13 protein-coding genes are annotated in these 24,737 nt (G+C 67.3%); 9 read left to right on the top strand and 4 right to left on the bottom strand.

The features are described from left to right. The first annotated feature begins 642 nt into the window (after positions 1 to 642). Positions 643 to 11,355, top strand: coding sequence for a peroxidase family protein (locus ACI2KK_RS17990; RefSeq protein ID WP_404669925.1), 10,713 nt, complete (start codon positions 643 to 645; stop codon positions 11,353 to 11,355). Positions 11,356 to 11,474: 119 nt separating this feature from the next. Here the strand turns inward: ACI2KK_RS17990 and ACI2KK_RS17985 are convergent, their stop codons facing one another. Continuing rightward, complete coding sequence (locus ACI2KK_RS17985; RefSeq protein WP_404669924.1) at positions 11,475 to 12,338, bottom strand: diguanylate cyclase domain-containing protein; 864 nt, start codon at positions 12,336 to 12,338, stop codon at positions 11,475 to 11,477. A 459-nt stretch (positions 12,339 to 12,797) separates the two neighbouring features. Here ACI2KK_RS17985 and ACI2KK_RS17980 point away from each other — a divergent pair, with 459 nt between their 5' ends. Then, on the top strand, positions 12,798 to 13,304 hold the full coding sequence (locus tag ACI2KK_RS17980) for a DMT family transporter (RefSeq protein ID WP_404669923.1): 507 nt from the start codon (positions 12,798 to 12,800) through the stop codon (positions 13,302 to 13,304). Positions 13,305 to 13,311: 7 nt separating this feature from the next. Here ACI2KK_RS17980 and ACI2KK_RS17975 read toward each other — a convergent pair whose 3' ends face one another. Continuing rightward, positions 13,312 to 14,217: a LysR family transcriptional regulator gene (locus tag ACI2KK_RS17975; RefSeq protein WP_404669922.1), complete on the bottom strand. Its 906-nt coding sequence runs from the start codon at positions 14,215 to 14,217 to the stop codon at positions 13,312 to 13,314. 173 nt (positions 14,218 to 14,390) lie between these two features. Beyond that, positions 14,391 to 15,173, bottom strand: a complete 783-nt coding sequence (locus ACI2KK_RS17970; protein WP_404669921.1) for a hypothetical protein — start codon at positions 15,171 to 15,173, stop codon at positions 14,391 to 14,393. Positions 15,174 to 15,427: 254 nt separating this feature from the next. Between ACI2KK_RS17970 and ACI2KK_RS17965 the strand changes: the two genes are divergently transcribed. From ACI2KK_RS17965 to ACI2KK_RS17935, 7 genes are all read left to right on the top strand, one after another. Next, positions 15,428 to 16,753 (top strand): DUF3300 domain-containing protein, encoded by a 1,326-nt coding sequence (locus ACI2KK_RS17965; protein WP_404669920.1) that lies wholly within the window; start codon positions 15,428 to 15,430, stop codon positions 16,751 to 16,753. After that, positions 16,750 to 17,640 carry a DUF2950 domain-containing protein gene (locus tag ACI2KK_RS17960; protein ID WP_404669919.1) on the top strand — a complete coding sequence of 297 codons (891 nt, stop codon included), beginning with the start codon at positions 16,750 to 16,752 and terminating at the stop codon, positions 17,638 to 17,640. Before ACI2KK_RS17965 ends, ACI2KK_RS17960 begins: the two co-directional genes overlap by 4 nt. A 136-nt stretch (positions 17,641 to 17,776) precedes the next feature. Next, complete coding sequence (locus ACI2KK_RS17955) at positions 17,777 to 19,522, top strand: monovalent cation:proton antiporter-2 (CPA2) family protein (protein WP_404669918.1); 1,746 nt, start codon at positions 17,777 to 17,779, stop codon at positions 19,520 to 19,522. A gap of 22 nt (positions 19,523 to 19,544) precedes the next feature. Further along, on the top strand, positions 19,545 to 20,642 hold the full coding sequence (locus ACI2KK_RS17950) for an AI-2E family transporter (RefSeq protein WP_404669917.1): 1,098 nt from the start codon (positions 19,545 to 19,547) through the stop codon (positions 20,640 to 20,642). A gap of 4 nt (positions 20,643 to 20,646) precedes the next feature. Continuing rightward, complete coding sequence (locus tag ACI2KK_RS17945; protein WP_404669916.1) at positions 20,647 to 22,140, top strand: efflux transporter outer membrane subunit; 1,494 nt, start codon at positions 20,647 to 20,649, stop codon at positions 22,138 to 22,140. Continuing rightward, on the top strand, positions 22,137 to 23,216 hold the full coding sequence (locus ACI2KK_RS17940) for an HlyD family secretion protein (RefSeq protein ID WP_404669915.1): 1,080 nt from the start codon (positions 22,137 to 22,139) through the stop codon (positions 23,214 to 23,216). Before ACI2KK_RS17945 ends, ACI2KK_RS17940 begins: the two co-directional genes overlap by 4 nt. Continuing rightward, positions 23,206 to 24,222: a DUF2955 domain-containing protein gene (locus ACI2KK_RS17935; RefSeq protein WP_404669914.1), complete on the top strand. Its 1,017-nt coding sequence runs from the start codon at positions 23,206 to 23,208 to the stop codon at positions 24,220 to 24,222. The genes ACI2KK_RS17940 and ACI2KK_RS17935 overlap by 11 nt, the downstream gene beginning before the upstream one ends. Before the next feature lie 16 nt (positions 24,223 to 24,238). Here the strand turns inward: ACI2KK_RS17935 and ACI2KK_RS17930 are convergent, their stop codons facing one another. Continuing rightward, positions 24,239 to 24,484: a hypothetical protein gene (locus ACI2KK_RS17930; RefSeq protein ID WP_217884662.1), complete on the bottom strand. Its 246-nt coding sequence runs from the start codon at positions 24,482 to 24,484 to the stop codon at positions 24,239 to 24,241. Positions 24,485 to 24,737: the final 253 nt, after the last annotated feature.

Below are 24,737 nucleotides of genomic sequence, written 5' to 3'. Positions count from 1 at the left end.
GTACATGAAACATCATGAAATATTTTTTCGCTCTATCGCTTCTGCCTGGTCTCTATAAAAAACAGCGTTTTGAGAAGCGTTCAAACCAGTCGTCCGGTTTGTCGACGTAAAATTGACAAGTTTTCCGCCTACTACTTTAGTCGTAATTAATTCGCGGAACTTCTTTTGGCGCGCTGCTGTCCTGCCGCCCTCCGCGAAGCCCCTGACCTTCCTGTGGGAGCAGAACATGAGCAGCACTGTGTTCGCGTACCGAGTGAATGGGGTCTACAGGAAGTTCACCTCTCAAGCCCATGGCCTGCCATGCCGTTCGCGGGGCCCTGTGGGAGCGGCTTCAGCCGCGAAGCAGGCGACTCGGTGGATGGCACCGGCTGCGCCGGTGATCGCCGGCAAGCCGGCTCCTACAGGGGCTGCAACGCCTGTGGCTTCGCGTAACCACGGCCCACCCAACGCTCGCGCGGCCTGAACCCCAGGCCCGCCGATAACCCACGCATTCCAGTGCATGCCCCGCCACATGGGGCAGGGGCTTGCCTGCGCTGGTATTCGCCGCCATGCACAACACGCAAAGCGCTTTGCAGCACTGACCAGGCACGGGCAAACAGCTTGCCCCAGCCCGCCAACAGCACACATAAGAGGTCAACCGAAATGGCCAATTTCAGCAAGTCGGACCTGGAGTTCATCCTCAAGCAGATCTTCATCGCCGAAGCCCACGCCGGTGGCGCCAGCCTGATCGACCTGTTGCCCAACAGCCAGGTGCCGTTCGGCCTGCGCACGGTCGACGGCAGCTACAACAACCTGGTTACCGGGCAAAGCGAGTTCGGCGCCGCCGACAATTCGTTCCTGCGCCTGCTTGACCCGGTGTACAAGAACGCCGCCTACGCCGGCACCGGCACGGTGGTGGACACCCAGCCGCGCACTATCAGCAACCTGATCGTCGACCAGACCGCCAACAACCCCGCAGCGGTGGCGGCCAACGGTGGCGCCGCGCCGGTGATCAGCCCCGGCGCCGACGGCATCTTCGGCACCGCCGATGACAAAGAGGTGTTCTTCATCCCCAACGAGTCGCCAGACGTGGGCCTTACCGCCGGCTTCAACTCGTGGATGACCTTCTTCGGGCAGTTCTTCGACCACGGCCTGGACCTGGTCACCAAGAGCAGCAGCGCCATCGTGTTCATCCCGCTGCAGCCGGATGACCCGCTGTTCGTTCCGGGCAGCCCGACCAACTTCATGGTGCTGTCACGCGCGGTGCACACCGCCGGCGCCGATGGCGTGCTCGGCACCGCCGACGACGGCCAGATGAACACCACCTCGCCGTTCGTCGACCAGAGCCAGACCTACAGCTCGCACCCCTCGCACCAGGTGTTCCTGCGTGAATACACCGTGGATGCCAACGGCGACCCGGTGGCCACCGGCCGTCTGATCACCAACCGCGACCTGGGCGCCGACGGCAAGTTCGGCACCGCCGACGATGGCGACGGCAGCAACGGCGGCATGGCCACCTGGGCGGTGGTCAAGGCCCAGGCCCGCGACCTGCTGGGCATCAACCTGACCGACGCCGACGTGCACAACGTGCCGCTGCTGGCCACCGACGCCTACGGCAACTTCATCCGTGGCCCCAACGGCATGCCCCAGGTGGTGATGCGCGTGAACAACGGCGCCGACGGCATCGCCGGTACCGCCGATGACGTCACTCAGCTGGTCGAAGGCAACCGCGATGCGCCCATCAGCCTGGCCAACGCGGTCAGCACCGGCCATGGTTTCCTCGACGACATCGCCCACAACGCCGAGCCCGTGTCGGTGGGCGGCGTGCTGCAGGCCGACCTTGATAGCGACATCGGCAACGCCCAGCCGGTCGGGGCGGGCGGCAACAACCTGACCTACGACAACGAACTGCTCGACGCCCACTACATCGCAGGCGACGGCCGGGCCAACGAGAACATCGGCCTGACCGCCGTGCACCATGTGTTCCACTCCGAGCACAACCGCCTGGTGCAGCAGTCCAAGGACACCATCCTGGCCGCCAACGACCTGGCCTTCCTCAACGAATGGCTGGCCGATGACGTCACCGCGCTGCCCACCACCCAGGCGCAGATCGACGCCCTGGTGTGGGATGGCGAGCGCCTGTTCCAGGCTGCCAAGTTCGGCACCGAGATGCAGTACCAGCACCTGGTGTTCGAGGAGTTCGCCCGTACCGTGCAGCCGCAGGTCGACGAGTTTCTGGCCCCCAACGGCTACGACACCTCGATCAACCCGGCGATCCTCGCCGAGTTCGCCCACGTGGTGTACCGCTTCGGCCACTCGATGCTGACCGAGACCGTCGACCGCTTTGACCCGGCGTTCAACCCGGTGCTCACCGACCCGGCCAACCCCGACCAGCAGATGGGCCTGATCGCCGCCTTCCTCAACCCGCTGGCCTTTGCCGGCAGCGGCGCCACCGCCGACGAGGCGGCCGGTGCGATCATCCGCGGCGTCACCCGCCAGCTGGGTAACGAGATCGACGAGTTCGTCACCGAGGCGCTGCGCAACAACCTGCTGGGCCTGCCCCTGGACCTGCCGGCGCTGAACATCGCCCGTGGCCGCGACACCGGCATCCCCACCCTCAACCAGGCGCGCCGCGAGTTCTACCACGACACCGGCGACAGCCAGCTCAAGCCGTACATCAGCTGGGTCGACTTTGCCGACCACCTCAAGCACCCGGCCTCCTTGGTGAACTTCATCGCCGCCTACGGCACCCACGCCAGCATCACCTCGGCCACCACCCTGGAGGCCAAGCGCGACGCCGCCACCGCCCTGGTGTTCGGCGGCCCTGGCGCACCCGCCGACCGCCTGGACTTCCTCAACGGCACCGGCGCCTACGCCAACGTCACCCAGCCCGGCAAGGACGGCGTGCTCGGCACCGCCGACGACCTTACCGGGGTGACCGTGACCGGGGTGGATGCCATCGACTTCTGGATCGGCGGCCTGGCCGAAGCGAAGATGCCGTTTGGCGGCATGCTCGGTTCGAGCTTCAACTTCGTCTTCGAAACCCAGCTCGAAGCCCTGCAGAACGGCGACCGCTTTTACTACCTGTCGCGCACCGCAGGCCTCAACTTCGGCACCGAGCTTGAGAACAACTCGTTCGCCAAGCTGATCATGCTCAACACCGACGTCACCCACCTGTCCAACACCGTGTTCCTCACCCCCACCTTCACCCTGGAGGTGAACCAGGCCGCGCAGCACACAGGCCTTGGCGCCGATGGCCGCGCCGACCCCACCGGCGGCATCATGATCAACGGCGTCGAGGTGGTGCCGCTGGTAATCCGCGACAACCCCGACACGCTCGGGCCGGACAGCAACTACCTGCACTACACCGGTGAAGACCACGTGGTGCTCGGTGGCACCAACGGCAACGACATCATCATCTCCGGCGACGGCGACGACACCCTCTGGGGCGATGCCGGCAACGACCGCCTCGAAGGCGGCGCCGGCAACGACGCGGTGCTGGGCGGCGACGGCGACGACATCATCACCGACTCGTTCGGCGACAACCGCCTGGAGGGCAACGCCGGCAACGACGTGATCATCGCCGGCAGCATGCTGGCCGCCGGCAACCTGATCCTCGGTGGCGACGGCCAGGACTTCATCGTCACCACCGAAGACATCACCACCACCTTCGGCGGCAAGGGCGATGACTTCATCCTCGGCGCCAAGACCAACCTGCCGCCCACCGGCAACGAGGGCGACGACTGGATCGAGAAGGGCACCCAGGACGGCGCCCCGGGCGACAACTTCGCGCCATTGCTGACTGACGATGTGATCGGCAACGACATCTTCGTCGGCGGCGGCGGCTTTGACGAAATGATCGGCGAAGGCGGCGACGACATCTTTGTCGGCAGCGATGCCCAGGACAAGATGGACGGCATGTCGGGCTTCGACTGGGTCACCTACAAAAACGACAAGATCGGCGTGACCGTCGACCTGAGCCTGGCCGCCCTGGCCCAGCCCCATGGCAATGCGCCAAACCAGAACGCCGGGGTGTTCAACCCGGTCGGCGCCTCGCCGGCCTCGATCCTCGACCGCTTCGCCGAAGTCGAAGGGCTGTCGGGCTCCAAGTTTGGTGATGTGCTCAAGGGTGACGACGTCGATGCGGTGACCATCCTCAACCACGGCGGCGCCACCGGCAGTGCCCTGACCAACGTTGCGCTGATCAAGGGCCTGGCGCAGTTCCTGGCCGACGCCGGGTTGCCCACCACCGGCTTTGCCACCGGCAACATCATGCTCGGCGGCGACGGCAGCGACCTGATCGAAGGCCGCGGCGGCGACGACCTGATCGACGGCGACAAGTGGCTGAACGTGCGCATCGCGGTGTATGCACCGGGCGATGTGAACCACACCGGCCCCGAGATCGCCAGCTTCGACAGCATGGTCGACATGATCCCGTTCATGCTCGACCGCACCTACAACCCCGGCCAGCTCAAGGCGGTGCGCGAGATCCTGCCGGGCAGCTCCAGCGGCGGCGCCGCCTATGACACCGCCATCTACTCGGGCCTGCAGTCCGAATACACCGTCACCCGCGACACCCGTGGCACCGCCGATACCTCCGACGATGTGTGGACGGTGGCCGACAGCGTCGCCGGCCGCGACGGCACCGACACCCTGCTGCACATCGAGCGCCTGCAATTTGCCGACGGCCAGCAGGTGCTGGCGGGCGGCAACCAGGCGCCCACCGGCCGGCCGACCGTGACCGACAACAACGGCGGCGCGATCACCGTGGGCGACATGCTCACCGTCAGCGTGGCCGGCGTGCGCGATGGCGACAACGTCAGTGCCGGCAACCCGCTGGGCAACCTGGCCAACAGCTCGGTGTCGTACTACTGGCAGTTCGAGGCCGACCCGGGCAGTGGCGTGTTCCAGGACATCATCCTGCTGCCGGCCGGCGACCTGGCGTTCCAGAGCGCCGATGGCACCTCGTTCAAGGTCTCGCCGGACCTTGCCGGGCTGGCCCTGCGGGTCAAGGCGATCTACCAGGACGCCCACGGCACCACCGAAATACTGTTCTCCCAGCCCACCACCGTGGTGCAGCCGGGCGCGCCGGTCACACCGGTGGCAGCAACACCGGTAGTGGATGCCACCGCAGGTGGTGCCGGCCTGCACATGGTGCGTTCTGACCTGAACTTCATCCTCGACCAGATCAAGATCGCCGAGGCCGATGCCGCAGGCCAGGACATCCTCTCGCTGATCCCCAACATCCGCGCACCGCTGGGCCTGCGGGCGGTGGACGGGTCGAACAACAACCTGCTCAACCTCAACGGCAACAACCACACCCAGTACGGCGCTGCCGACAATGTGTTCCCACGCCTGAGCGACCCGGTGTTCAACTCGGCCGAAGGTGCGCCTGCCGGCTTCTTCGGGCCTGGCTCGCCGGCCATTCCGGGCTCCTCGTACCAGCAGACCAGCGGCTTTGTGTTCGACTCCGAGCCGCGCACCATCAGCAACCTGATCGTCGACCAGACCTCCAACAACCCGGCAGCCTACGCCACCGCCTATGACCCGGGTGCCAATGGCGTGCTGGACTTCGGCGCGGCCGGCAGCGACGACGTGCTCAAGGACGGCGTGCGGGTGGTGGCCAGCCCCGGCCTGGACGGCCAGTTCGGTACCACTGACGACCACGACGTGTACCTGTTCGAGAACACCGCGCCCGACGCCGGCCTGTCGGCGCCGTTCAACGCCTGGATGACCTTCTTCGGGCAGTTCTTCGACCACGGCCTGGACCTGGTGACCAAGGGCGGCTCGGGCACCATCTTCATCCCGCTGCAACCCGATGACCCGCTGTACGTACCGGGCGGCAACGCCAACTTCATGGTGCTGACCCGCGCCACCAACCAGCCCGGCCCTGATGGCGTGCTGGGCACTGCCGACGACATCCACGAGCACACCAACACCACCACGCCGTTCGTCGACCAGAACCAGACCTACAGCTCGCACCCCTCGCACCAGGTGTTCCTGCGTGGCTACGTGCTCACCGACGATGGCCCGGTGGCCACCGGCCGGCTGATCACCAACCGCGACCTGGGTGCCGATGGCAAGTACGGCAGCGGCGATGACACCGAGATCGGCGGCATGGCCACCTGGAAGGTGGTCAAGGCCCAGGCCAACGACGTGCTGGGTATCCACCTCACCGACGCCGACGTGGGCAACGTGCCGCTGCTGGCCACCGACGCCTACGGCAACTTCATCAAGGGCCCCAACGGCTACCCGATGGTGGTGATGAAGGGCCTCGACGGGCTGGGCGGCACTGCCGACGACGTATTGGTAGAGGGCAACCCGCTGGCGCCGATCGACCTGACCAACGCCGTGCGCACCGGCCATGAGTTCCTCGCCGACATCGCCCACAACGCAGCGCCCGTGTTCAGTGGCGGGGTGCTGGCGCCGGATGCCGACATTGATGTGGGCAACGCCCAGCCGGTCGGCCCTGGCGGCAACAACCTGAGCTACGACAACGAGCTGCTCGACGCCCACTACATCGCCGGTGACGGCCGGGTGAACGAGAACATCGGCCTGACTGCGGTGCACGCGATCTTCCACTCCGAGCACAACCGCCTGGTGGCGCAGACCCAGGACACCGTGCTGGACTCCAACGACCTGGCCTTCCTCAACGAATGGCTGCTCAACCCGGTCACCGCGCTGCCCACCACCCAGGCCGAGATCGACGCCCTGCAATGGAACGGCGAGCGGCTGTTCCAGGCCGCCAAGTTCGGCACCGAAATGCAGTACCAGCACCTGGTGTTCGAGGAGTTCGCCCGTACCATCCAGCCACGGGTCGACTTGTTCTTCGCCCCGACCCAGGTGTACGACGTCGACCTCGACGCCTCGATCGTCGCCGAGTTCGCCCACACCGTGTACCGCTTCGGCCACTCGATGCTGACCGAGACCGTCGACCGCTACGACGTCGACTTCAACGTCATCAATGACCCGGCCAGCGCCAACCCCGACCAGCAACTGGGCCTGATCGCCGCCTTCCTCAACCCGCTGGCGTATGCCGCCAGCGGCGTGACCCCCGAGGATGCGACCAGCGCCATCGTGCGTGGGGTGACCCGCCAGGCCGGCAACGAAATCGACGAGTTCGTCACCGAGGCGTTGCGCAACAACCTGCTGGGCCTGCCGCTGGACCTGCCGGCGATCAACATCGCCCGTGGCCGCGATGTCGGCATTCCGTCGCTCAACGCCCTGCGCCGCGACATCTTCAGCCAGACCGGCGATACCCAGCTCAAGCCGTACACCAGCTGGGTCGACCTGGTGCAGCACCTCAAGCACCCCGAGTCGCTGATCAACTTCATCGCCGCCTACGGCACCCATGAGTCGATCACCTCGGCCACCACCCTGGAAGGCAAGCGTGCCGCCGCCCTGGCGCTGGTACTCGGTGGCGACGGCGCACCGGCCGACCGCCTGGACTTCCTCAACGGCACCGGCGCCTGGGCCAACGTCACCTTGCCCGGCAAGGATGGCGTGCTGGGCACCGCCGACGACCTCAAAGCCGTCACCGTGACCGGCGTGGACGCCATTGACCTGTGGATTGGCGGGCTGGCCGAAAGAGTCACGCCGTTTGGCGGCATGCTCGGCAGCACCTTCAACTTCGTGTTCGAAAACCAGATGGAGAAACTGCAGGACGGCGACCGCTTCTACTACCTGGAGCGCACCTCGGGCCTGTCGATGAACGCCGAGCTTGAAAGCAACTCGTTCGCCAAGCTGATCATGGCCAACACCTCGGCCACCCACCTGCCGGGCCTGGTGTTCTCCGACCCGGGCTACTACCTGGAAGTGGACCGCAGCAAGCAGTTCAACGAAGGCCTGGGCAACCTCGACCCGCTGGGCGAGAACGGCGAGCAGGTGGTATTCCGTGACAACCCGCTGACCGCAGGCGCGGACACCAACTACATCCGCTACACCGGCGACCAGCACATCGTGCTCGGCGGCACCAACGGCAACGACATCCTCATCGCCAGCGAAGGTGACGACACCGTGTGGGGCGACGGCGGCAACGACCGCATCGAAGGTGGCGACGGCAACGACCAGCTGCGTGGCGGCGATGGCGACGACATCATCACCGACACCGGCGGCGACGATAACATCCAGGGCGGCGACGGCAACGACGTGCTGCACGGCGGCAACGGCGTCAACTTGATCATCGGCGGTTTCGGCAACGACTTCATCGTCACCGGTGAAGACGCCTCCGAAGCCATCGGCGGGCAGGGCAACGACTTCATCCTCGGCAGCAAGGCCAACGAGCAGGACATGGGCAACGAGGGTGACGACTGGATCGAGAAGGGCACCTCGGACGGTGCACCCGGCGACAACTTCGACCCGCTGGGCAACGACCCGATCATCGGCAACGACGTGTTCATCGGCGGCAACGAGAACGACAAGTTCAACGGTGAAGGCGGCGACGACATCATGGTCGGCAGCCTGGGCTTCGGTGACCGCTACATCGGCGGCTCCGGCTACGACTGGGCAACCTTCAAGGACCTTGCCCAGGGCGTGACCATCGACTACACCGACCGCTTCTTCGATGTGCCGCAACTGCCGGGCTCGGGCGCTTCGGCGCTGGTGCGCTTCGACATCATGGAAGGCCTGTCGGGTTCGGCCCACGGCGACTTCCTGCGCGGCGACAACGAGGACGCCACCTCGCTGCCTACCGCCGGGGCCCACGGCAGCGTGCTGACCAACATCAGCCTGATCAACGGCCTGGCCGACCTGCTGGCCGCCGGCGCGACCTTCTACGATGGTGGCAACATCATCCTTGGAGGGCGCGGCAGCGACCTGATCGAAGGCCGTGGCGGCGACGACATACTCGACGGTGACAAGTGGCTGAACGTGCGCATCAGCGTACGCGCCAACCACGACGGCACCGGCCCGGAAATCGCCAGCTTCGACAGCATGGAACCGATGGTGCCGTTCATGCTCAACGGCACCTACAACCCCGGCCAGCTGGTGATCGTTCGCGAAATACTCAACGGCGACAACAGCTACGACACTGCGGTGTTCAGCGGTAATGCAGCGGACTACAGCGTCTCGGTGCAGGGCAACACGGTGATCGTCACCGACACTGTGGCTGGCCGTGACGGTGTCGACCGCCTGACCGGCATCGAGCGCCTGCAGTTCGCCGATCGCGCCCAGGCCTCGGGTGTGGGCACCGCCGTCAACGCAGGGCCCACCGGGCGCCTGGCGATTCTCGACGCCGGTACCGGCGCCCGCGAAGATACCCCGGTGGCCGGTCAGTTGCTGCGGGTGGACGACCGTGCCGTGCACGATGCCGACAACATCGGCGCGGGCAATGCCGACGGCCATGTCACCGGCCCCGTGGCCTACTACTGGCAGGTGGAAACCATCGCCGGCTCCGGGGTGTACGAGGACATCACCTTCGTCGCCGCTGGCGAAGTGTCGCGGGCCATCGGCGCCACCTACCGCGTGGCGGATGATGTGGCTGGGCTGAACATCCGCGTGCGCGCCGTGTACCAGGATGCCAAGGGCACGCTGGAAATCGTCGACTCCTCGGCCAACAACGCCCCGAGTGCTGGGCCGACCGTGACCGGGCTGGCGGCGCAGAACCAGGTGCTGACCGCCAACCTTGCGACCATCGTCGACATCGACGGGCTGAGCAACCCGCAGTTCGCCATCCAGTGGCAGACCAACAGCGGGCTGGCCTGGGTCAATGTGCCCGGCGCCACCGGCACCACCTTCACCCTCGGCCAGGGCAACGTCGGCCAGCAGGTGCGGGTGCTGGTCAACTACGTCGACAACTTCGGCGTGGCCGAAAGCGTGGCCAGCGACCCGACGGCGCCGGTGGCCAACGTCAACGACCTGCCCACCGGTGCGGTGCTGATCAGTGACACCACCCCCGACCAGGGCCAGACGCTGACCGCGCTGACCGGCAGCATCGCCGACCTGGACGGGCTGGGCAGCTTCAGCTTCCAGTGGCAGCAGGGCAACGGCAGTACCTTCACCGACATCGCCGGGGCCACCGGCGCGAGCTTCACCACCACGCTGGCGCAGGGCAACCAGCAACTGCGGGTGGTGGTGCGCTACACCGATGGCTTCGGCAAGCTGGAGACGCTGACCTCGGCGGCCACGGCGGCGGTGACCGTGCCGCTGGGTGCGGTGATCGTTGGTAATGCGCTGGCCAACACCCTGACCGGTACCGCCGGTAACGACGTGATGCTCGGGCTGGGCGGCAACGATGTGCTCAACGGCCTGGCCGGTATCGACCAGCTGTTCGGCGGCACCGGCAACGACACCCTCAACGGCGGTGACGACAACGACACCCTCAATGGTGACGAAGGCAACGACCTGCTCAACGGCGGCCTGGGCCTGGATACCATGAACGGTGGTATCGGCAACGATACCTACGTGGTCGACAACCTCGGCGATGTGGTCAACGAAGCAGCCGGGGCCGGCACTGACCTGGTGCAGACCACCCTGAGCAGCTACACCCTGGGTGCCAACCTCGAAAACCTGACCTACACCGGCAACGGCAACTTCACAGGTACCGGCAACGCATTGGCCAACACCATCACCGGCGGCGTCGGCGACGACGTGCTGACCGGTGGCGCGGGAGCCGACCGGCTGGTGGGCGGGCTGGGCAACGACACCTACATCGTCGAGGCCGGGGACACCGTGGTGGAGGCAGCCAATGGCGGTATCGACACCGTGCGCACTGCGCTGGCCAGCTACACCCTAGGGGCCAACGTCGAGAACCTGACCTACACCGGCGTTGGCAACTTCACCGGCACCGGCAATGGCCTGGCCAACGTCATCACCGGTGCCGGTGGCAACGACACCCTCAATGGCGGTGCTGGCGACGACAACCTGATCGGCAATGGCGGCAACGACCGGCTTACCGGCGGCGCCGGCAATGACCAGGCCAGCGGCGGGCTCGGCAACGACCTGCTCAACGGCGATGCGGGCAACGACCTGCTCGACGGTGGTGACGGTGCCGACACTCTCAACGGCGGTGCCGGCAACGACACCCTGCTGGGCGGTGCCGGTGACGACATCATCGACGGAGGCGCCGGTAACGACACGGTCACCGGCGGGGCCGGCAACGACACGATGGTCGCCAGCAGTGGCAACGATGTCTTCGTGTTCAGCGCAGGCTTTGGTGTGGACCGCATTACCGGGTTCGATGCCAACGCGGCCGGTGGCCAGGACCTGATCGACATCTCGGCGTTCAACATCACGGCGGCGACTTTCGTCGGGCTGGTGACCATTGCCGATGTGGGCGCCGATACCTTGATCAGCTTTGGCGGGGCGGACTCGATCCGTCTGGTCGGGGTGGGGGATGCCACCAGCATTTCGGCGAGTGATTTCATTCTGGCCAGTTGAGGTGTAACCGGGGCTGCGTTGCAGCCCATCGCCGGCAAGCCGGCTCCTACAGGGAACCTTGCGCAATCCCTGTAGGAGCCGGCTTGCCGGCGATGGGCCGCAACGCGGCCCCTTTCATTTCACCCCGCCGCGTACCGGCGGCGCTTCTTCTCGTACATATCCCCATCGGCATGGCTGAGCAGGCTGTCGGCATCCTGCCCGTCCACCGGGTACAGGGCCACGCCGATGCTGCACGACGGCATGGCCAGGCCGCCAAACTCATCCCCCAGCGGTTCGGCCATGGCGGCCAGTATCTGCCCCATCTTCTCGCTGACCGCCGCAGGCGTTGCGCTGCCTGTCAGTAACACGGTGAATTCGTCGCCGCCCATGCGCGCCACCGTGCCCGTGGCTGCCACGCATTGCTCCAGGCGCCGGGCGATGGCGCACAGCACGCGGTCGCCCAGGGCATGGCCGTACAGGTCGTTGATTGCCTTGAACCCGTTGACGTCCAGAAACAGCAGCGCCAACGGCTTTTGATGGTACTGCGCCTCCTGCAGTGCGGCGGCCAGGCGCTGGTTGAACAGCGAGCGGTTGCACAGGCGGGTGAGTGGGTCGTGGTGGGCCAGAAAGCGCAGTTCTTCTTCAGCCTGGGTCAGCGCGGTGACGTTGCGCGCCACGCCGATGCGCGCGCCCACCTCGTCGGACCAGAACGCCGCCCAGAGAATGTGCACCACGCCGCCATCCTTGCGGATGTAGCGGTTGCGAAAGTCGAAGTGCGGGTGGCCGTTCATCACCCGGATGATCGAGGCCTTGGTGGCGTCCAGGTCGTCGGGGTGCATGTAGCGGGTGATCGGGGTGCCGACCAGCTCGCTTGCCGGGTAGCCGAGCAGGGCTTCGCAGGCGTTGCTGACGAAGACGATGGTATTGTCCCGGTCGACCACGAACACGGTGTCCAGCATCAGGTGGATCAGCCTGGGGTACAGGGCTTGGAGGTCGACGGGCATAGAGGGGGCAGTCCGGGGCGTTGGGGCGCTGCCAGCATACACAGGGCGGGGCCGGTTTCACCACCGCATGTCGGGCTGATCCCTGTAGGAGATCACCCAGCCCTTGGAGCTGCGCTGTCGCGCAGAGAACAGAATTCGCAAGCGCGCCGCGTACCCTGTGGGAGCGGGTTCACCCGCGAAGCAAGCGACGCGGAGCTTGGCACCGGCTTCGCCGGTGTTCGCGGGTAAACCCGCTCCCACAGGTCCCTGCTAAGTCAGTGAGTTATGTGTTGTTCTATGAGAGCCGGCTTGCCGGCGATAGGGCCGGCAGCCTCGGTACACCTGTACCGGCCTCATCGCTGGCAAGCCGGCTCCTACAGGGGTATGCATATGGCGAATGAAGAGTGTGCAGGGTTTCGATTTCCATCATAAATCCATATTGCGCATGCTGTGCCCATTCCCCCTGTTCAGAGATGCCCCATGTTCAGCAAAGCCGCACTGCTCGCCATCATCCCCGCCGGCCTGGCCCTGCTGGCCGGCGTTGTCCTGCCGTTTCAGGCGGCCAGCAATGCTGCGGTCGGCCGTGCGCTGGGGCATCCGTTGTGGGGGGCGCTGACCTCACTGCTGGTGAGCACGGCAGTGGTGGTGACGGCATTGCTGGTACTGCGGGTGTCGGCGCCGCACCTGGGCAAGGCCCTGCAAGGGCCCTGGTGGCTGTGGGTCGGCGGCGTGCTGGGTGCGCTCTATGTGGCAGCCGCTGCAGCCTTGACGCCCAAGCTGGGAGCGGCAGGGTTCCTGTTGCTGGTGGTAGCCGGGCAGATCATCACCTCGGTGGTGGTGGACCATTTCGGTTTGATGGGGCTGGCGGAAAAGCCGGTGAACCTGGCCAGGGTGCTGGGTGTGCTGCTGATCATCGGCGGTGTGTTGCTGGTGCAGGGCGGTGGCGCATCGGCCGCCACTGCGGTGGCTTTGCCGGGCGGCAAGTGAACGGCGCTCAGCGGGGCTGGCTGCAGGCGTACAGCGTTTCGCGCAGCCAGCGGTGGGCCGGGTCGTTGTCCTTGCGTGAGTGCCAGACCTGCTGGTAGGCGATCGACGGCAGCGGGAAGGGTGGGGTAAAGGTCGCGAGTGTGTCGAAACGCGCCACTGACGTGGCTGCGCGGCTGGCCACGGTGAGCACCAGGTCGGTGCCGGGCAGCACCTCGAGGGCCGCGCTCCAGTGCGGCAGGGCCAGGGCGATATGGCGGCTGTAGCCATGCGCTGCCAGGGCGCGCTCGATCTCGTCGAAGGCATCGGGGCGCATGGCCATCAGCACATGGGGCCGGGCCAGCCACTGCTCGAGCGACAGCGCGCCGCTGGCCGGCAGGGTACTGCGCTCGGCGACGCTGACGAAGTCCTCGCTGAACAGCGCCTGCGAGTTGATGTCGGCAGGCACCTCGTTGAACACACCCAGGGCCAGGTCCAGCTCGCCGTCCTGCAGTTGCCCCATCATCACTTCGCGGCTGGCCTGGCTGATGGCCAGGTCAATACCGGGCGCGGTGTTGCGCAGGTGCTGCACCAGCGGTGGCAGGATGATCCGCGAGGCGTAGTCCGACAGCGACAGGCGAAAGCGCCGCGTGGCCTGGGCCGGGTCGAATACCGGCGTTGCGAGCAGGCCGTTGAGGCTGGCCAGGGCGTCCTGCAGCGGCTCGGCCAGGGCCTGGGCGCGGCTGGTCAGGACCATGCGGCCTTGCTGGCGCACCAGCAGCGGGTCGTCGAAGTGGGCGCGCAGTTGCGCCAGGGCATGGCTGACCGCCGGCTGGCTGCGGTGCAGGCGCACGGCGGCGCGGGTGACGTGTTTTTCAACCAGCAGGGCGTTGAGGGCCAGCAGCAGGTTCAGGTCGATCTTGCGCAGTTCGTCCATGGCGGAGGGCCCGGGTTTACGGAGGGTATTTTGTGGGAATGGCTGTTATGTGCTGCCTGTACCGGCCTCATCGCCGGCAAGCCGGCTCCTACATGGACCGCATAACCTGTAGGAGCCGGCTTGCCGGCGATGAGGCCGGTACAGGTAGCGCGAGACGATTTGGCCCGGCTCGCTTAGCGCCCGGTGGCCTGCTCGATCAGCAGCTTCCAGTTTTGCGCTTCCTGCCAGTCGTCAGCGAACGGCAACTGCACCCAGAACGGGTGATGCCCTTCGCATTGCAACTGCAGGTGCAGGGTGAAGCTGCGCACGGTGCTGCTGCTGGTCGTGGTGGTGGAGCGGGACTTGCCGCTGCCGAGCATGCCCCAGCTGTTGGTGAACGCATAGATGTTGCGCCGGCCGTGCTTGGTGGTGGTGTTGCTGGTCGTGGTGGTAGTGGCCTGTTCGTCGACATACACCTGCTTGACTACCCGGGCGGCGTCCATCAGTGCGTGCTGTTCGCCGCTCTGGTCGGCCAGCAGGTACAGCGTGCGGCTGTCGGTGAACACCCCCAGCATGCGCCCGCCACGGGTAACCCAGCGGTAGGCGCCGAGCGTCTGGCTGGCCATGAACGCCTTGCCGGCTTCGCGCCGCACTTCGTCGGCCTGGCGCCAGGCTTTGTCCACGGCCCACTGCTGCGGGCGCCACAGCAGCGACACCGGCCGGTACAGGTAACCCAGGAAGCAGAACATGATCACCGCCAGGATCGGCCCGCCGATGTAGTGGCCGGCCCAGACCCAGCTGACCAGCCAGTACAGACAGAACGCTGAAGTCACCACCAGAAAGGCCGCACTGATGGTGCGGATACGCTGGGCCAGGCGGGTTTCGGCCTGTTGCAGTTTGGCCAGAGCGTCGCTGAGCGGGGCGGGGGTGGCGCTGAGGGTGGTGTCGGGGGCGGTGGCAAGTTGCTGGGTGGTCATGGTGCTTCCTGCAGGTGGCGGACAACGGCCGGGGAGTATACCGGTGGTTCGAGCGGGGTTGGGGGCGGGGGCCTGGTTTTGCTAACTGGGTTGGTTTTTTGCAGGTTGGGGTTGCGCCCGGCCCGGACGCAAACCCTCTGCTACCCTTGACCTTCAGCACCGAGGCTGAAAGACAGTCGCTCGCCGTACCAGCGTTCACCTCCCTGGCTCCCACCCCCTCATTTCGAGCGTGACAACCCACCTGGGAGGTGTGTATGCGCCCGCGATTCACCGCTGTGCTGGCAGTGACGCTGTTATTGCAAGGCGCCCCGGCCCTCGCCGAAACACCCGACCCCGGCCCGCCCGCGCCCCAGGTGGCCAGCCAGCAAACGGTGTTCAGCCAGGAACAGCTCCAGCAGATGCTTGCCCCGATCGCCCTGTACCCCGACCCGCTGCTGGCCCAGGTGCTGATGGCCAGTACCTACCCCGGCGAGGTGGCCGAGGCGGTGGCCTGGTCCAAGGCCAACCCCCAGGCCAAGGGCGACGATGCGGTCAAGCAGGTCGCCAGCCAACCCTGGGACCCCAGCGTGCAGGCCTTGGTGGCCTTCCCCCAGGTGCTTGCCACCCTCGGCCAGGGCCCGGTTTGGGTGCAGCGCCTGGGCGATGCCTTCCTCGCCCAGCCCGATGAACTGATGGTCAACGTGCAGCACCTGCGCCAGCGCGCCCATGCCGCCGGCACCCTGCAAAGCAACCAATACCAGAACGTCACCGTGCAGGCCGCACCCGCCAGCGACAACCAAAACAGCCAGGGCAACCAGACCATCATCATCCAGCCCGCCGACCCGCAGACTGTCTACGTTCCCAGCTACAACCCCAACGCCAGCTACGGCACCTGGCCCTATCCGGCCTCGCCGCCAACCTATTACCCGCCACCTCCCACCTGGTACCCGGGCTCGGCGCTGGTGGCCGGGCTGGCCTTCGGCACCGGGGTGGCGATCGTCGCCTCGCTGTGGGGCAATTGCGACTGGAACGACCATGACGTCGACATCGACGTGAACCGCTACAACACCCTCAACAGCAACAAGCAGATTGCCAACATCGACAACAAGTGGCGCCACGACCCCGCGCACCGTGACGGCGTGCCCTACCGTGACCCGCGCAACCGCGAACAATACGGCCGTCAGCTGGACGGCGCGCGCCAGCGCGAGGCCTACCGCGGCGACGACGCCCAGCGCGCCCGCGCCCGGCAGAACGCCCTTGGCTCGCTGGACCGTGCCGGCATCGAGCGGCCCGCCACCAGCAACCTGCAGGCCCGCGAACGGGCGCGCGAGGCCCAGGACGAGCGGCTGAGCCAGGTCAACCCGCGCCGCCCCGGCAACGCCCAGGCGCGCCCGGAGGCGCAGCAGCGGGCCAATGCCGGGCGTGCCCGCAACAATGCCTTTGATGGCGTGCGCGCGCCATCGAACACCCTGGCCCAGGCCAACCGTGGGCGCACCAGCCAAGGCTTCGCCCAGCGCCAGGGCAATGCCCGCGCTGCCGGGCAGCCGGTGTCCAGGCCCGCAGGTGGAGGGGCGCGCTTTGGGGGAGGGGGCCGTCGATGAAAACGTTCAGTGCATTGGCCTTGCTCCTGGCCAGCAGCATGGCCTGGTCGGCTGCGGGCTTCGCCCATGAAGCGTTCGCCACCCCGGACGCTGCGGTAGAAGCCTTCGTCGCCGCCCTCGAGCGCGAGCCGCCAGACGAGGCACGCTTTGCCCAATTGCTCGGTGAGGACTGGCGCACCTACATCCCTCGCGGCGGCGTGCAACAGCGCGACGTGCAGACCTTCCTGACCGAATACCACGCCCAGCACAGCCTCGACAGCACCGGCCCGCACAGCGCCCAGCTGGTGGTGGGGCGCGAACACTGGGCCTTGCCCATACCGCTGATCAAGGGCGCCAACGGCTGGCACTTCGACCTCAAGGCCGGCAGCGCCGAGATTCGCGCCCGGCGCATCGGCCGCAACGAACTGGCGGCCATGCAGTCGATGCTCGCCTACCACGATGCGCAAACCGAATACGCAAGCCAGGACCGCAACGGCAACGGCGCGCTGGAGTACGCCCGGCGCATCTTCAGCAGCCCCGGCAAGCACGACGGCCTGTACTGGGCGGACCAGCACGACGGCCAGGTCAGCCCGCTGGGCCCGCTGTTCGCCGATGACAAGGCCGGCGACGACTGGTACGGCTATCACTTTCGCATCCTCGAAGCCCAGGGGCCGTCGGCGCCGGGCGGTGCCTACGACTACCTGATCGGCGGGCACATGACCCGCGGTTTTGCCCTGGTCGCGTGGCCTGCGCGCTACGACGACAGCGGGGTGATGAGCTTTATGGTCAGCCACGACGGGCAGGTGTTCGAGAAAGACCTGGGGCCGGATGGGGCCAGGCAGGCTATGGCGATGAAAAGCTTCGACCCGGACAGCAGCTGGGCGGCGGTGACAGTACCCGGCGAATAGCACCACCCCCCTGTAGGAGCCGGCTTGCCGGCGATAGGGCCGGTGAGGCTGGCACACCTTTTGTGGCCTGTGCGGGCCACATCGCCGGAAAGCCGGCTCCTACAGAACGCGCGTACAAGACCAATGGAGGGCGCACATGCCACATGACGGCAGCCTGTTGCAGGCCACGGTGGTGTTCCTGCTGGCAGTGGTGGTTCTGGTACCGCTGGCCCAGCGCCTGAAGCTGGGGGCCGTACCAGGTTACCTGCTGGCTGGCATCCTCATCGGCCCCTCGGTGCTGGGGCTGGTCGACAACCCGCACAACGTCGCGCGGCTATCGGAAATGGGCGTGGTGATGCTGCTGTTCGTCATTGGCCTTGAGCTGTCGCCGCGGCGCCTGTGGACCATGCGCCGGGCCTTGTTCGGGGTGGGCACGCTGCAGGTCGGGCTGACCGCTGCAGTCCTCGGGTTGCTGGCCTGGCTGCTGTTCGGCCAGCCCCCGGCGGCCGCTGCCGTGCTGGGCCTGGGCCTGGCGCTGTCGTCCACGGCCTTCGGTTTGCAGGTGCTGGCCGAGCGCAAGGAGCTGGGCAAGGCCCATGGCCGCCTGGCAGTGGCCATTTTGCTGTTCCAGGACATTGCTGCCATTCCGCTGATCGCCGTGGTGCCGCTGCTCGGTGGCAGCGTCAGTACCGCCGACGAGGGCGCCTGGCCGCTGCTGGCGGTGCTGCTGGGCATCGCGGTGGTGGTGATCGCCGGGCGCTACCTGCTGCGCCCGGTGTTCCGCTGGACGGTGGGCAGCGGCCTGCACGAACTGTCGACCGCCACCGCGCTGCTGCTGGTGCTGGGCACCGCCTGGCTGATGGAGCATGTGGGCGTGTCGATGGCGCTGGGGGCGTTTCTGGCCGGGGTGTTGATGGCCGAATCGGAGTTCCGCCATGAGCTTGAGTCGCAGATCGAGCCGCTCAAGGGGCTGCTGCTGGGGCTGTTTTTCGTCGGTGTGGGCATGACCGCCGACCTGCGCCTGCTGGCCAGCATGCCGTTGCAGGTGCTGGGGCTGACTGTGCTGCTGGTGGCGGTCAAGCTGCCGCTGCTGTGGGGCATCGGCCGCGCGTTCGGCGGCCTGGGCCGCCCGCAGGCACTGTGCCTGGCGGTGGTGCTGGCCTCTGGCGGCGAGTTTGCCTTCGTGGTGTTCAAGCTGGGCCTGCAACACCAGGTGCTGGCCCAGCAGGTGCACGACCTGCTGGTGCTGGCCATCACCCTGTCCATGGCCCTGGTGCCGTTGGTGATGATGGCCCTGGCCCGGCAGTTGCGCCCGGCGCCTGCGGCGGGTGGCGAGCAGCCGCTGCCGGAACCGCAGGAGGCCCCCCAGGTGGTGATCGCCGGCTTCGGCCGGCTGGGCCGGGCCATCGGCCGCATGTTGCACGCCGAAGGGGTGCGCGTGGTGGCCCTGGACGCCTCGGCCGAAGCCCTGGCGCGCAAGCCACGCCAGCGCGGCGACGGGCCGACAGTGTTCTATGGCGACCCGTCACGCTCGGAGATCTTGCGCGCCGCCAAGGTGGGTGAGGCGGCCCTGGTGATCGTCGCCGCCGACGATGCCCACAGCAACCAGAAGACCGTCGACGTGTTGGTGCAGCAGTACCCGCGGCTGGAGGTGATCGCCGCCGCGCGCAACCACCGCGACGTGCTGCGCCTGCTCGACCAGGGGGTGAACCCGGTGCGCGAGACCTTCCATTCCAGCCTGGAAATGGCCCGCCGGGCCTTCATCGCTTTGGGCCGCAGCGAGTCTCAGGCGGCAGCCTGGATGCAGCGCTACCAGCAGCAGGAGGCGCACTGGCTGCTGGAGCAACACCGCCAGGGCGCGGCGGTGGACGAGGATGTGCTGCCTGGCGCCGACCCGCACTGAACAACCAACCCGGAGGTGGACCATGCAGCCTGGTTTGAAACTGGACAGCGCGCTGTCGCGCGGCCTGCTCGATGTGCTGATCAAGGCTGGCCTGGTGGCCGCGTTGATCCTGTTCGCCTGGCGGGTGTTCGCGCCGTTCATGGACCTGATGCTGTGGGCGGTGATCCTGGCGGTGACCCTGTACCCGCTGCTGCGCCGGGTGCAGCGCCTGACCCGGCTGCGCGAGGGGCATGCCGCCACCCTGGTGGTGGCGTTGGTGCTGCTGGTATTGCTGGTGCCTATCTACCTGGTGGTGGTGTCGATCAGCGAGTCGGTGGACAGCTTGGTGAGCCTGCTCAAGAGCGGCGCCTGGAGCGTGCCGCCACCGCCGGACAGCGTGGCCGGCTGGCCGCTGGTGGGGGCCAAGCTGCACGGGCTGTGGCTGGCCGCTTCGCAGAGCCTGTCGGGGGTGCTCAACCAGATGATGCCCGACCTCAAGGGCGCCGGCCGCGTGGCCCTGGGCGCTGCAGCCAGTGCCGGCGGTGCGTTTTTGCTGTTCATCGGCGCGATCATCATTGCCGGGGTGATCATGGCGTTTGGCGACAAGGGCCAGTTGGCCGCCCAGCGCATTGCCATGCGCGTGTCCGGCGAAGAACGCGGCAGGCCTATCGCCCGGCTGTGCACCGCGACCATTCGTGCGGTGGCCCAGGGGGTGATCGGCATCGCTTTCATCCAGATGCTGCTGATCGGCGTGGGTTTTGTGGTCAAGGGCGTGCCGGGCGCCGGCATGCTGGCGATCGTCATCCTCATGCTTGGCATCGCCCAGGCCCCGGCAACGCTGATCACCGTGCCGGTGATCGTCTATGTGTTCAGCACCGAGGGCTTCACCGCCATGACCATCCTGTTTGCCGTGTACACCTTCGTTGCCGGCCTTGCCGACAACGTGCTCAAACCGCTGCTGCTGGGGCGCGGGGTGGACGTGCCGATGCCGGTGGTGCTGATCGGGGCGCTGGGCGGCATGGTGGTCAAGGGCATCATCGGGCTGTTCATCGGGCCGGTGATCCTGGCGGTGGCCTACAACCTGTTCTGGCAGTGGGTTGACCAGCAGGTGCCCGAGCGTATCGACCCGCCCTCGGCCTGAGGCCATGGCCAACTGCCTGCGCCATGGCGCGCTGGGGCTGTTGCTGGTGGCTGGCGGCTGCACCGTCGGGCCGGACCACGTGCCGCCACAGGACCCTTGGCTGGAGCGCTGGAGCACACCTGCGCTGGAGCAGGTGCGCGGGCACGGCGCCGACCTGCGCCAGTGGTGGAGGGTGTTCGCCGACCCCACGCTGGATGCCTTGATCGCCGAGGCCGATGCCCACAACGCCAACTTGCAGGTGGCTGGCCTGCGTATCGCCGAGGCGCGGGCGCAGTTGGCCATCGTGCGTACCGGGCGTTACCCGCAGTTGCAGCAGCTGCGCGCGCAAAGCCTGTACCTCAAGCAGGACCAGTCTGGCACCCCGGCGGCGCGCGACTCGGTGTTCTGGCAATCGAGCCTGGGCTTCGACATGGCCTGGGAGGTCGACTTCTGGGGGCGCTTCAGCCGCGCCATCGAGTCGGCCGATGCCGCCTACTTCGCCTCCCAGGCCAACTACGCCGACGCCCTGGTGCTGCTGCGCGCCCAGGTGGCCGACAGCTACTTCGCCCTGCGCACCGTAGAGGCGCGGCTGGATATCGCCCGCGACAACGCCCGGCGCCAGGCACGCAGCCTGCAAATCACCGAGCGGCTGTTTCGCCATGGCGAAAACGACGAGCTCGACTGGCAGCAGGCGCGCACCCAACTGCTGGCCACCGAGGCGACCATCCCCGAGTTCGAGGCCCAGCTCAACGCCTTGCGCAACCTGCTGTGCGCGCTGCTCGGGCGCCCACCCGGGCCATTGGCGCAACTGCAGGCAGGCCACGGCCAGTTGCCGCTGCCGGATCTTGAGGTGTTGCAGGCGGTGCCGGCCGAGTTGTTGCGCCGGCGCCCGGACATCCGCGCCGCCGAGCAGGCGGTGGCGGCGCAGTCGGCGCTGGTGGGGGTGGCCGAGGCCGACCTGTACCCGCAATTGAGCCTGCTGGGCAGCATCGGTTGGAGCCTGGTGTCGGCCAATCACCTGCCGGACAGCTTCGATATTGCCGCAGGGCCTGCGCTGCTCTGGAACCCGTTCGACTATGGCCGGCGCAAGAATGCCGTGCGGGTGGAGGATGCCCGCCTTCAGCAACTGATCACCCTGTATCACCAGCAGGTGCGCGAGGCGGCGCGGGAGGCCGATGATGCCGCCAGCGCCTTGGTGCGGGCCTTGCAAAGCGCAGCCATTCGCGACCAGGGCGCGGCGGCGGCGAGCCGTTCGCTCGAGCTTGCCAGCGCCCAGTACCGCGAAGGCTTCGCTGATTTTCAGCGGGTACTCGACGCCCAGCAATTGCTGCTGCAACAGCAGGACGGCTACCTGGTCAGCCGCGGCAACGCGGTGGGTAGCCTGGTGGCGCTGTACAAGGCCCTGGGCGGCGGCTGGCAGCGCCAGGCAGCGCCCATCGACGCCGCCACCCGGCGGCAGATGCAGCAGCGTACCGACTGGGGCGAGCTGCTCGACGAACAGGAGGGTAATGCCCGATGAGCGACGCAAGCCCCCCGGACCGCAGCTTGCGCTGGGTCCTTGTGCTGATAGCGCTGAGCCTGCTGTGGTATCTGCTGGCCGACCGCTTCACCCCCTACACCCAGCAGGCCCGCCTGCAGGCCTATGTGGTGCCGGTCAGCGCCGAGGTGGCGGGGCAGGTGCAGCGGGTGGCGGTGGGCAACAACCAGGCGGTGAGCAAGGGCGCGCTGCTGTTCGAGCTGGACCCGGCCCAGTACCGCATCGCCCTGGCCCGGGCCCAGGCCGACTACGACGCGGCGCGGCGCCAGGTTGGCGCGCACAGCGCCGGCATCGAGTCGGCCCAGGCTGCGCTGGTGGCGGCCCAGGCCAACGAGCGCAAGGCGCGTCAGGACGCCGAGCGGCTCAAGCGCTTGTACGAAGAAGACCCGGGCACGGTGTCGGTGCGCCGCCTGGAAGGCGCCCAGGCCACCTATGAACAGGCCCGCAGCCAGGTGGCCGCAGCCCGCGCCGAAGTGCAGCGGGCGCGGGAGCAGGAGGGCGGCAGCAGTGACGATAACGCCCAGTTGCGCAGCGCCGCGGCCAACCTGGAAAAGGCCCGGCTGGACTTGGCGCGCACCCAGGTGCGCGCCGACTCCGACGGGCGCATCACCGACTTGCGGGTGGATGTGGGGCACTACGTCGGGGCCGGCAGCCCGCTGATGACCTTGGTAGCCACGGGGGATGTGTGGGTCAGCGCCGACATGACCGAGAACAACCTCGGCCGCCTGCGGCTCGGCACACCGGTGCTGGTGGTGCTCGACAGCCTGCCCGGCGAGGTGTTGCACGGGCGTATCCGCAGCATCGGCCAGGGCGTCAGCAGCGGGCAACCGCCGCCGCCGGGGCAGTTGCCAACGGTGCAGAACAGCCGTGAGTGGTTGCGTTCGGCGCAGCGCTTTCCGGTAATCGTCGAGCTCGAGGGCTTGAGCGAGCTGGATGCCGCGCAATTGCGCGTGGGCGGCCAGGCCGAGGTGATGGCGCTGCCCGGGGAGGGCAACCCGCTGAACCTGCTGGGGCGGCTGTTCATGTGGCTGATGAGCTGGTTGTCGTATGCCTATTGAACTGCGCCGCCGCCGCGCCCTGCGCCTGGCCTGGGGCGCGGCGCTCAGCCTGGCGGCGAGCTTTGGCATCGGCTTGCCGGTGCCGGTGCTGGCCCCGGTGCTGTGCGTGTTGCTGCTGGCCATGCGCAACGCGGCATTGCCGCTGCGCATGGCGCCGGTGCTGGCGCTGCTGGTGCTGGTCAGTTGCGGCAGTGGTTTGCTGATGATTCCGCTGCTGCGCCACGCGCCGTTGGCCGGAGTGCTGTTGGTGGCGGTGGGGTTGTTGCTGGTGTTTCGCTACGCCCAGCGCGGCGGCAATGGTTTGCTGGCCAACCTGCTGGTGATCGGCCTGACCATGATCGCTGCCGCCGGCACCCATGATTTCACCTTGGCGTTGTCGGTGGTCGAGGCCATGGCCAAGGGCATGCTGCTGGCGGTGCTGTGTACGTGGCTGGTGCATGGGCTGTTCCCCGAGCCGCTCGATGCGCCTGCTGCGCCGGTCGCGCCGCTTGCTGATGAGCAGGAGGCGGGCTGGATCGCCCTGCGCGCCATGCTGATCGTGATGCCGGCGTTCTTGCTGGCGCTGATCGCCCCGGACCGTTTCATGCCGCTGATCATGAAGGCGGTGAGCCTGGGCCAGCAGGCTGGCGAGACCGATGCCCGCCAGGCGGCCCGCGAGCTGGTGGGCTCGACCTTGCTGGCCGGGGTGCTGGCGATACTGGTGTGGGGGGCGTTGAGCCTGTTCGTGCACCTGTGGATGTTCTTTCTGTGGGTGCTGCTGGTGGCCTTGTGGCAGGCGCGGCGGCTGCAGCGGCTGGTGGCCAGCCGGCATGGGCCGGCGTTCTGGGTGAGTTGCCTGACCACGATGCTGATTTTGCTGGGGCAGTCGGTGCAGGACAGCGTGGCCGGGCAGGATGTGTACCGGGCGTTTGCCGTGCGTTTGGGGCTGTTCGTGGTGGTGTCGCTGTATGCCAGTGCGATGCTGGTGTGGATCGACCGCCGCCGGGGTGGCGTTGGCCTCTTGTAGGCGTGCGCCTTGGCGATTACAGGTACGGGGTCTGGCTGGCGGTGGTGGCGGTGTCGGTGATCACCTGCTCCTGGCCCGAGCGCAGCACGGTCAGCCGGCGGCGTTCGTAGTCTTCTTGGCTCAGGCCTTGGCGCTGCAGCGCTTCGAGCTGCAGTTGGCGGGTTTCTTCGGCGGTGTAGGGGCGCAGCTCGGGGTGGTTGGCGCAGCCGCTGAACACAGTGACGGCGAGGGCGGCTAGCAGCAGGCGGGCGGTGGTGTTCATTGGGAGCTTTCCATCAGCGGGGAGTCGATGGGGAAAGGTTATGGTGCGGGGCTGGTGTTGAGAAATTGGCTGGCTTGATAGTGACTATTGAGGTTGGTGGGGGCTAGGGTGCTTTCAAGGTGTTCCGCGTCGGGGCTGCCAGGTGCTTGCCACAACCCTTGCAGCGCCTATCAGATCGAGCGCCGCCCGCGCGGCGCATCGCGACACAAGGCCGCTCCTACATCTGTTTCGGGCCAGTTATGCCTGTGAAAGT

This window comes from Pseudomonas sp. NPDC089406, assembly GCF_044900265.1.
GTDB lineage: Bacteria > Pseudomonadota > Gammaproteobacteria > Pseudomonadales > Pseudomonadaceae > Aquipseudomonas > Aquipseudomonas fakonensis.
Note: the sequence above shows the minus strand (reverse complement) of the source record. Positions and strands in the feature narration are given on the sequence as shown.

Coding starts and splice junctions, on each gene's coding strand:
- ACI2KK_RS17930 (WP_217884662.1), bottom strand. CDS start 24,484: ATGAACACCACCGCCCGCCTGCTGCTAGCCGCCCTCGCCGTCACTGTG.
- ACI2KK_RS17985 (WP_404669924.1), bottom strand. CDS start 12,338: ATGCCCGTCGACCTCCAAGCCCTGTACCCCAGGCTGATCCACCTGATG.
- ACI2KK_RS17970 (WP_404669921.1), bottom strand. CDS start 15,173: ATGACCACCCAGCAACTTGCCACCGCCCCCGACACCACCCTCAGCGCC.
- ACI2KK_RS17975 (WP_404669922.1), bottom strand. CDS start 14,217: ATGGACGAACTGCGCAAGATCGACCTGAACCTGCTGCTGGCCCTCAAC.
- ACI2KK_RS17980 (WP_404669923.1), top strand. CDS start 12,798: ATGTTCAGCAAAGCCGCACTGCTCGCCATCATCCCCGCCGGCCTGGCC.
- ACI2KK_RS17950 (WP_404669917.1), top strand. CDS start 19,545: ATGCAGCCTGGTTTGAAACTGGACAGCGCGCTGTCGCGCGGCCTGCTC.
- ACI2KK_RS17990 (WP_404669925.1), top strand. CDS start 643: ATGGCCAATTTCAGCAAGTCGGACCTGGAGTTCATCCTCAAGCAGATC.
- ACI2KK_RS17960 (WP_404669919.1), top strand. CDS start 16,750: ATGAAAACGTTCAGTGCATTGGCCTTGCTCCTGGCCAGCAGCATGGCC.
- ACI2KK_RS17945 (WP_404669916.1), top strand. CDS start 20,647: ATGGCCAACTGCCTGCGCCATGGCGCGCTGGGGCTGTTGCTGGTGGCT.
- ACI2KK_RS17940 (WP_404669915.1), top strand. CDS start 22,137: ATGAGCGACGCAAGCCCCCCGGACCGCAGCTTGCGCTGGGTCCTTGTG.
- ACI2KK_RS17965 (WP_404669920.1), top strand. CDS start 15,428: ATGCGCCCGCGATTCACCGCTGTGCTGGCAGTGACGCTGTTATTGCAA.
- ACI2KK_RS17935 (WP_404669914.1), top strand. CDS start 23,206: ATGCCTATTGAACTGCGCCGCCGCCGCGCCCTGCGCCTGGCCTGGGGC.
- ACI2KK_RS17955 (WP_404669918.1), top strand. CDS start 17,777: ATGCCACATGACGGCAGCCTGTTGCAGGCCACGGTGGTGTTCCTGCTG.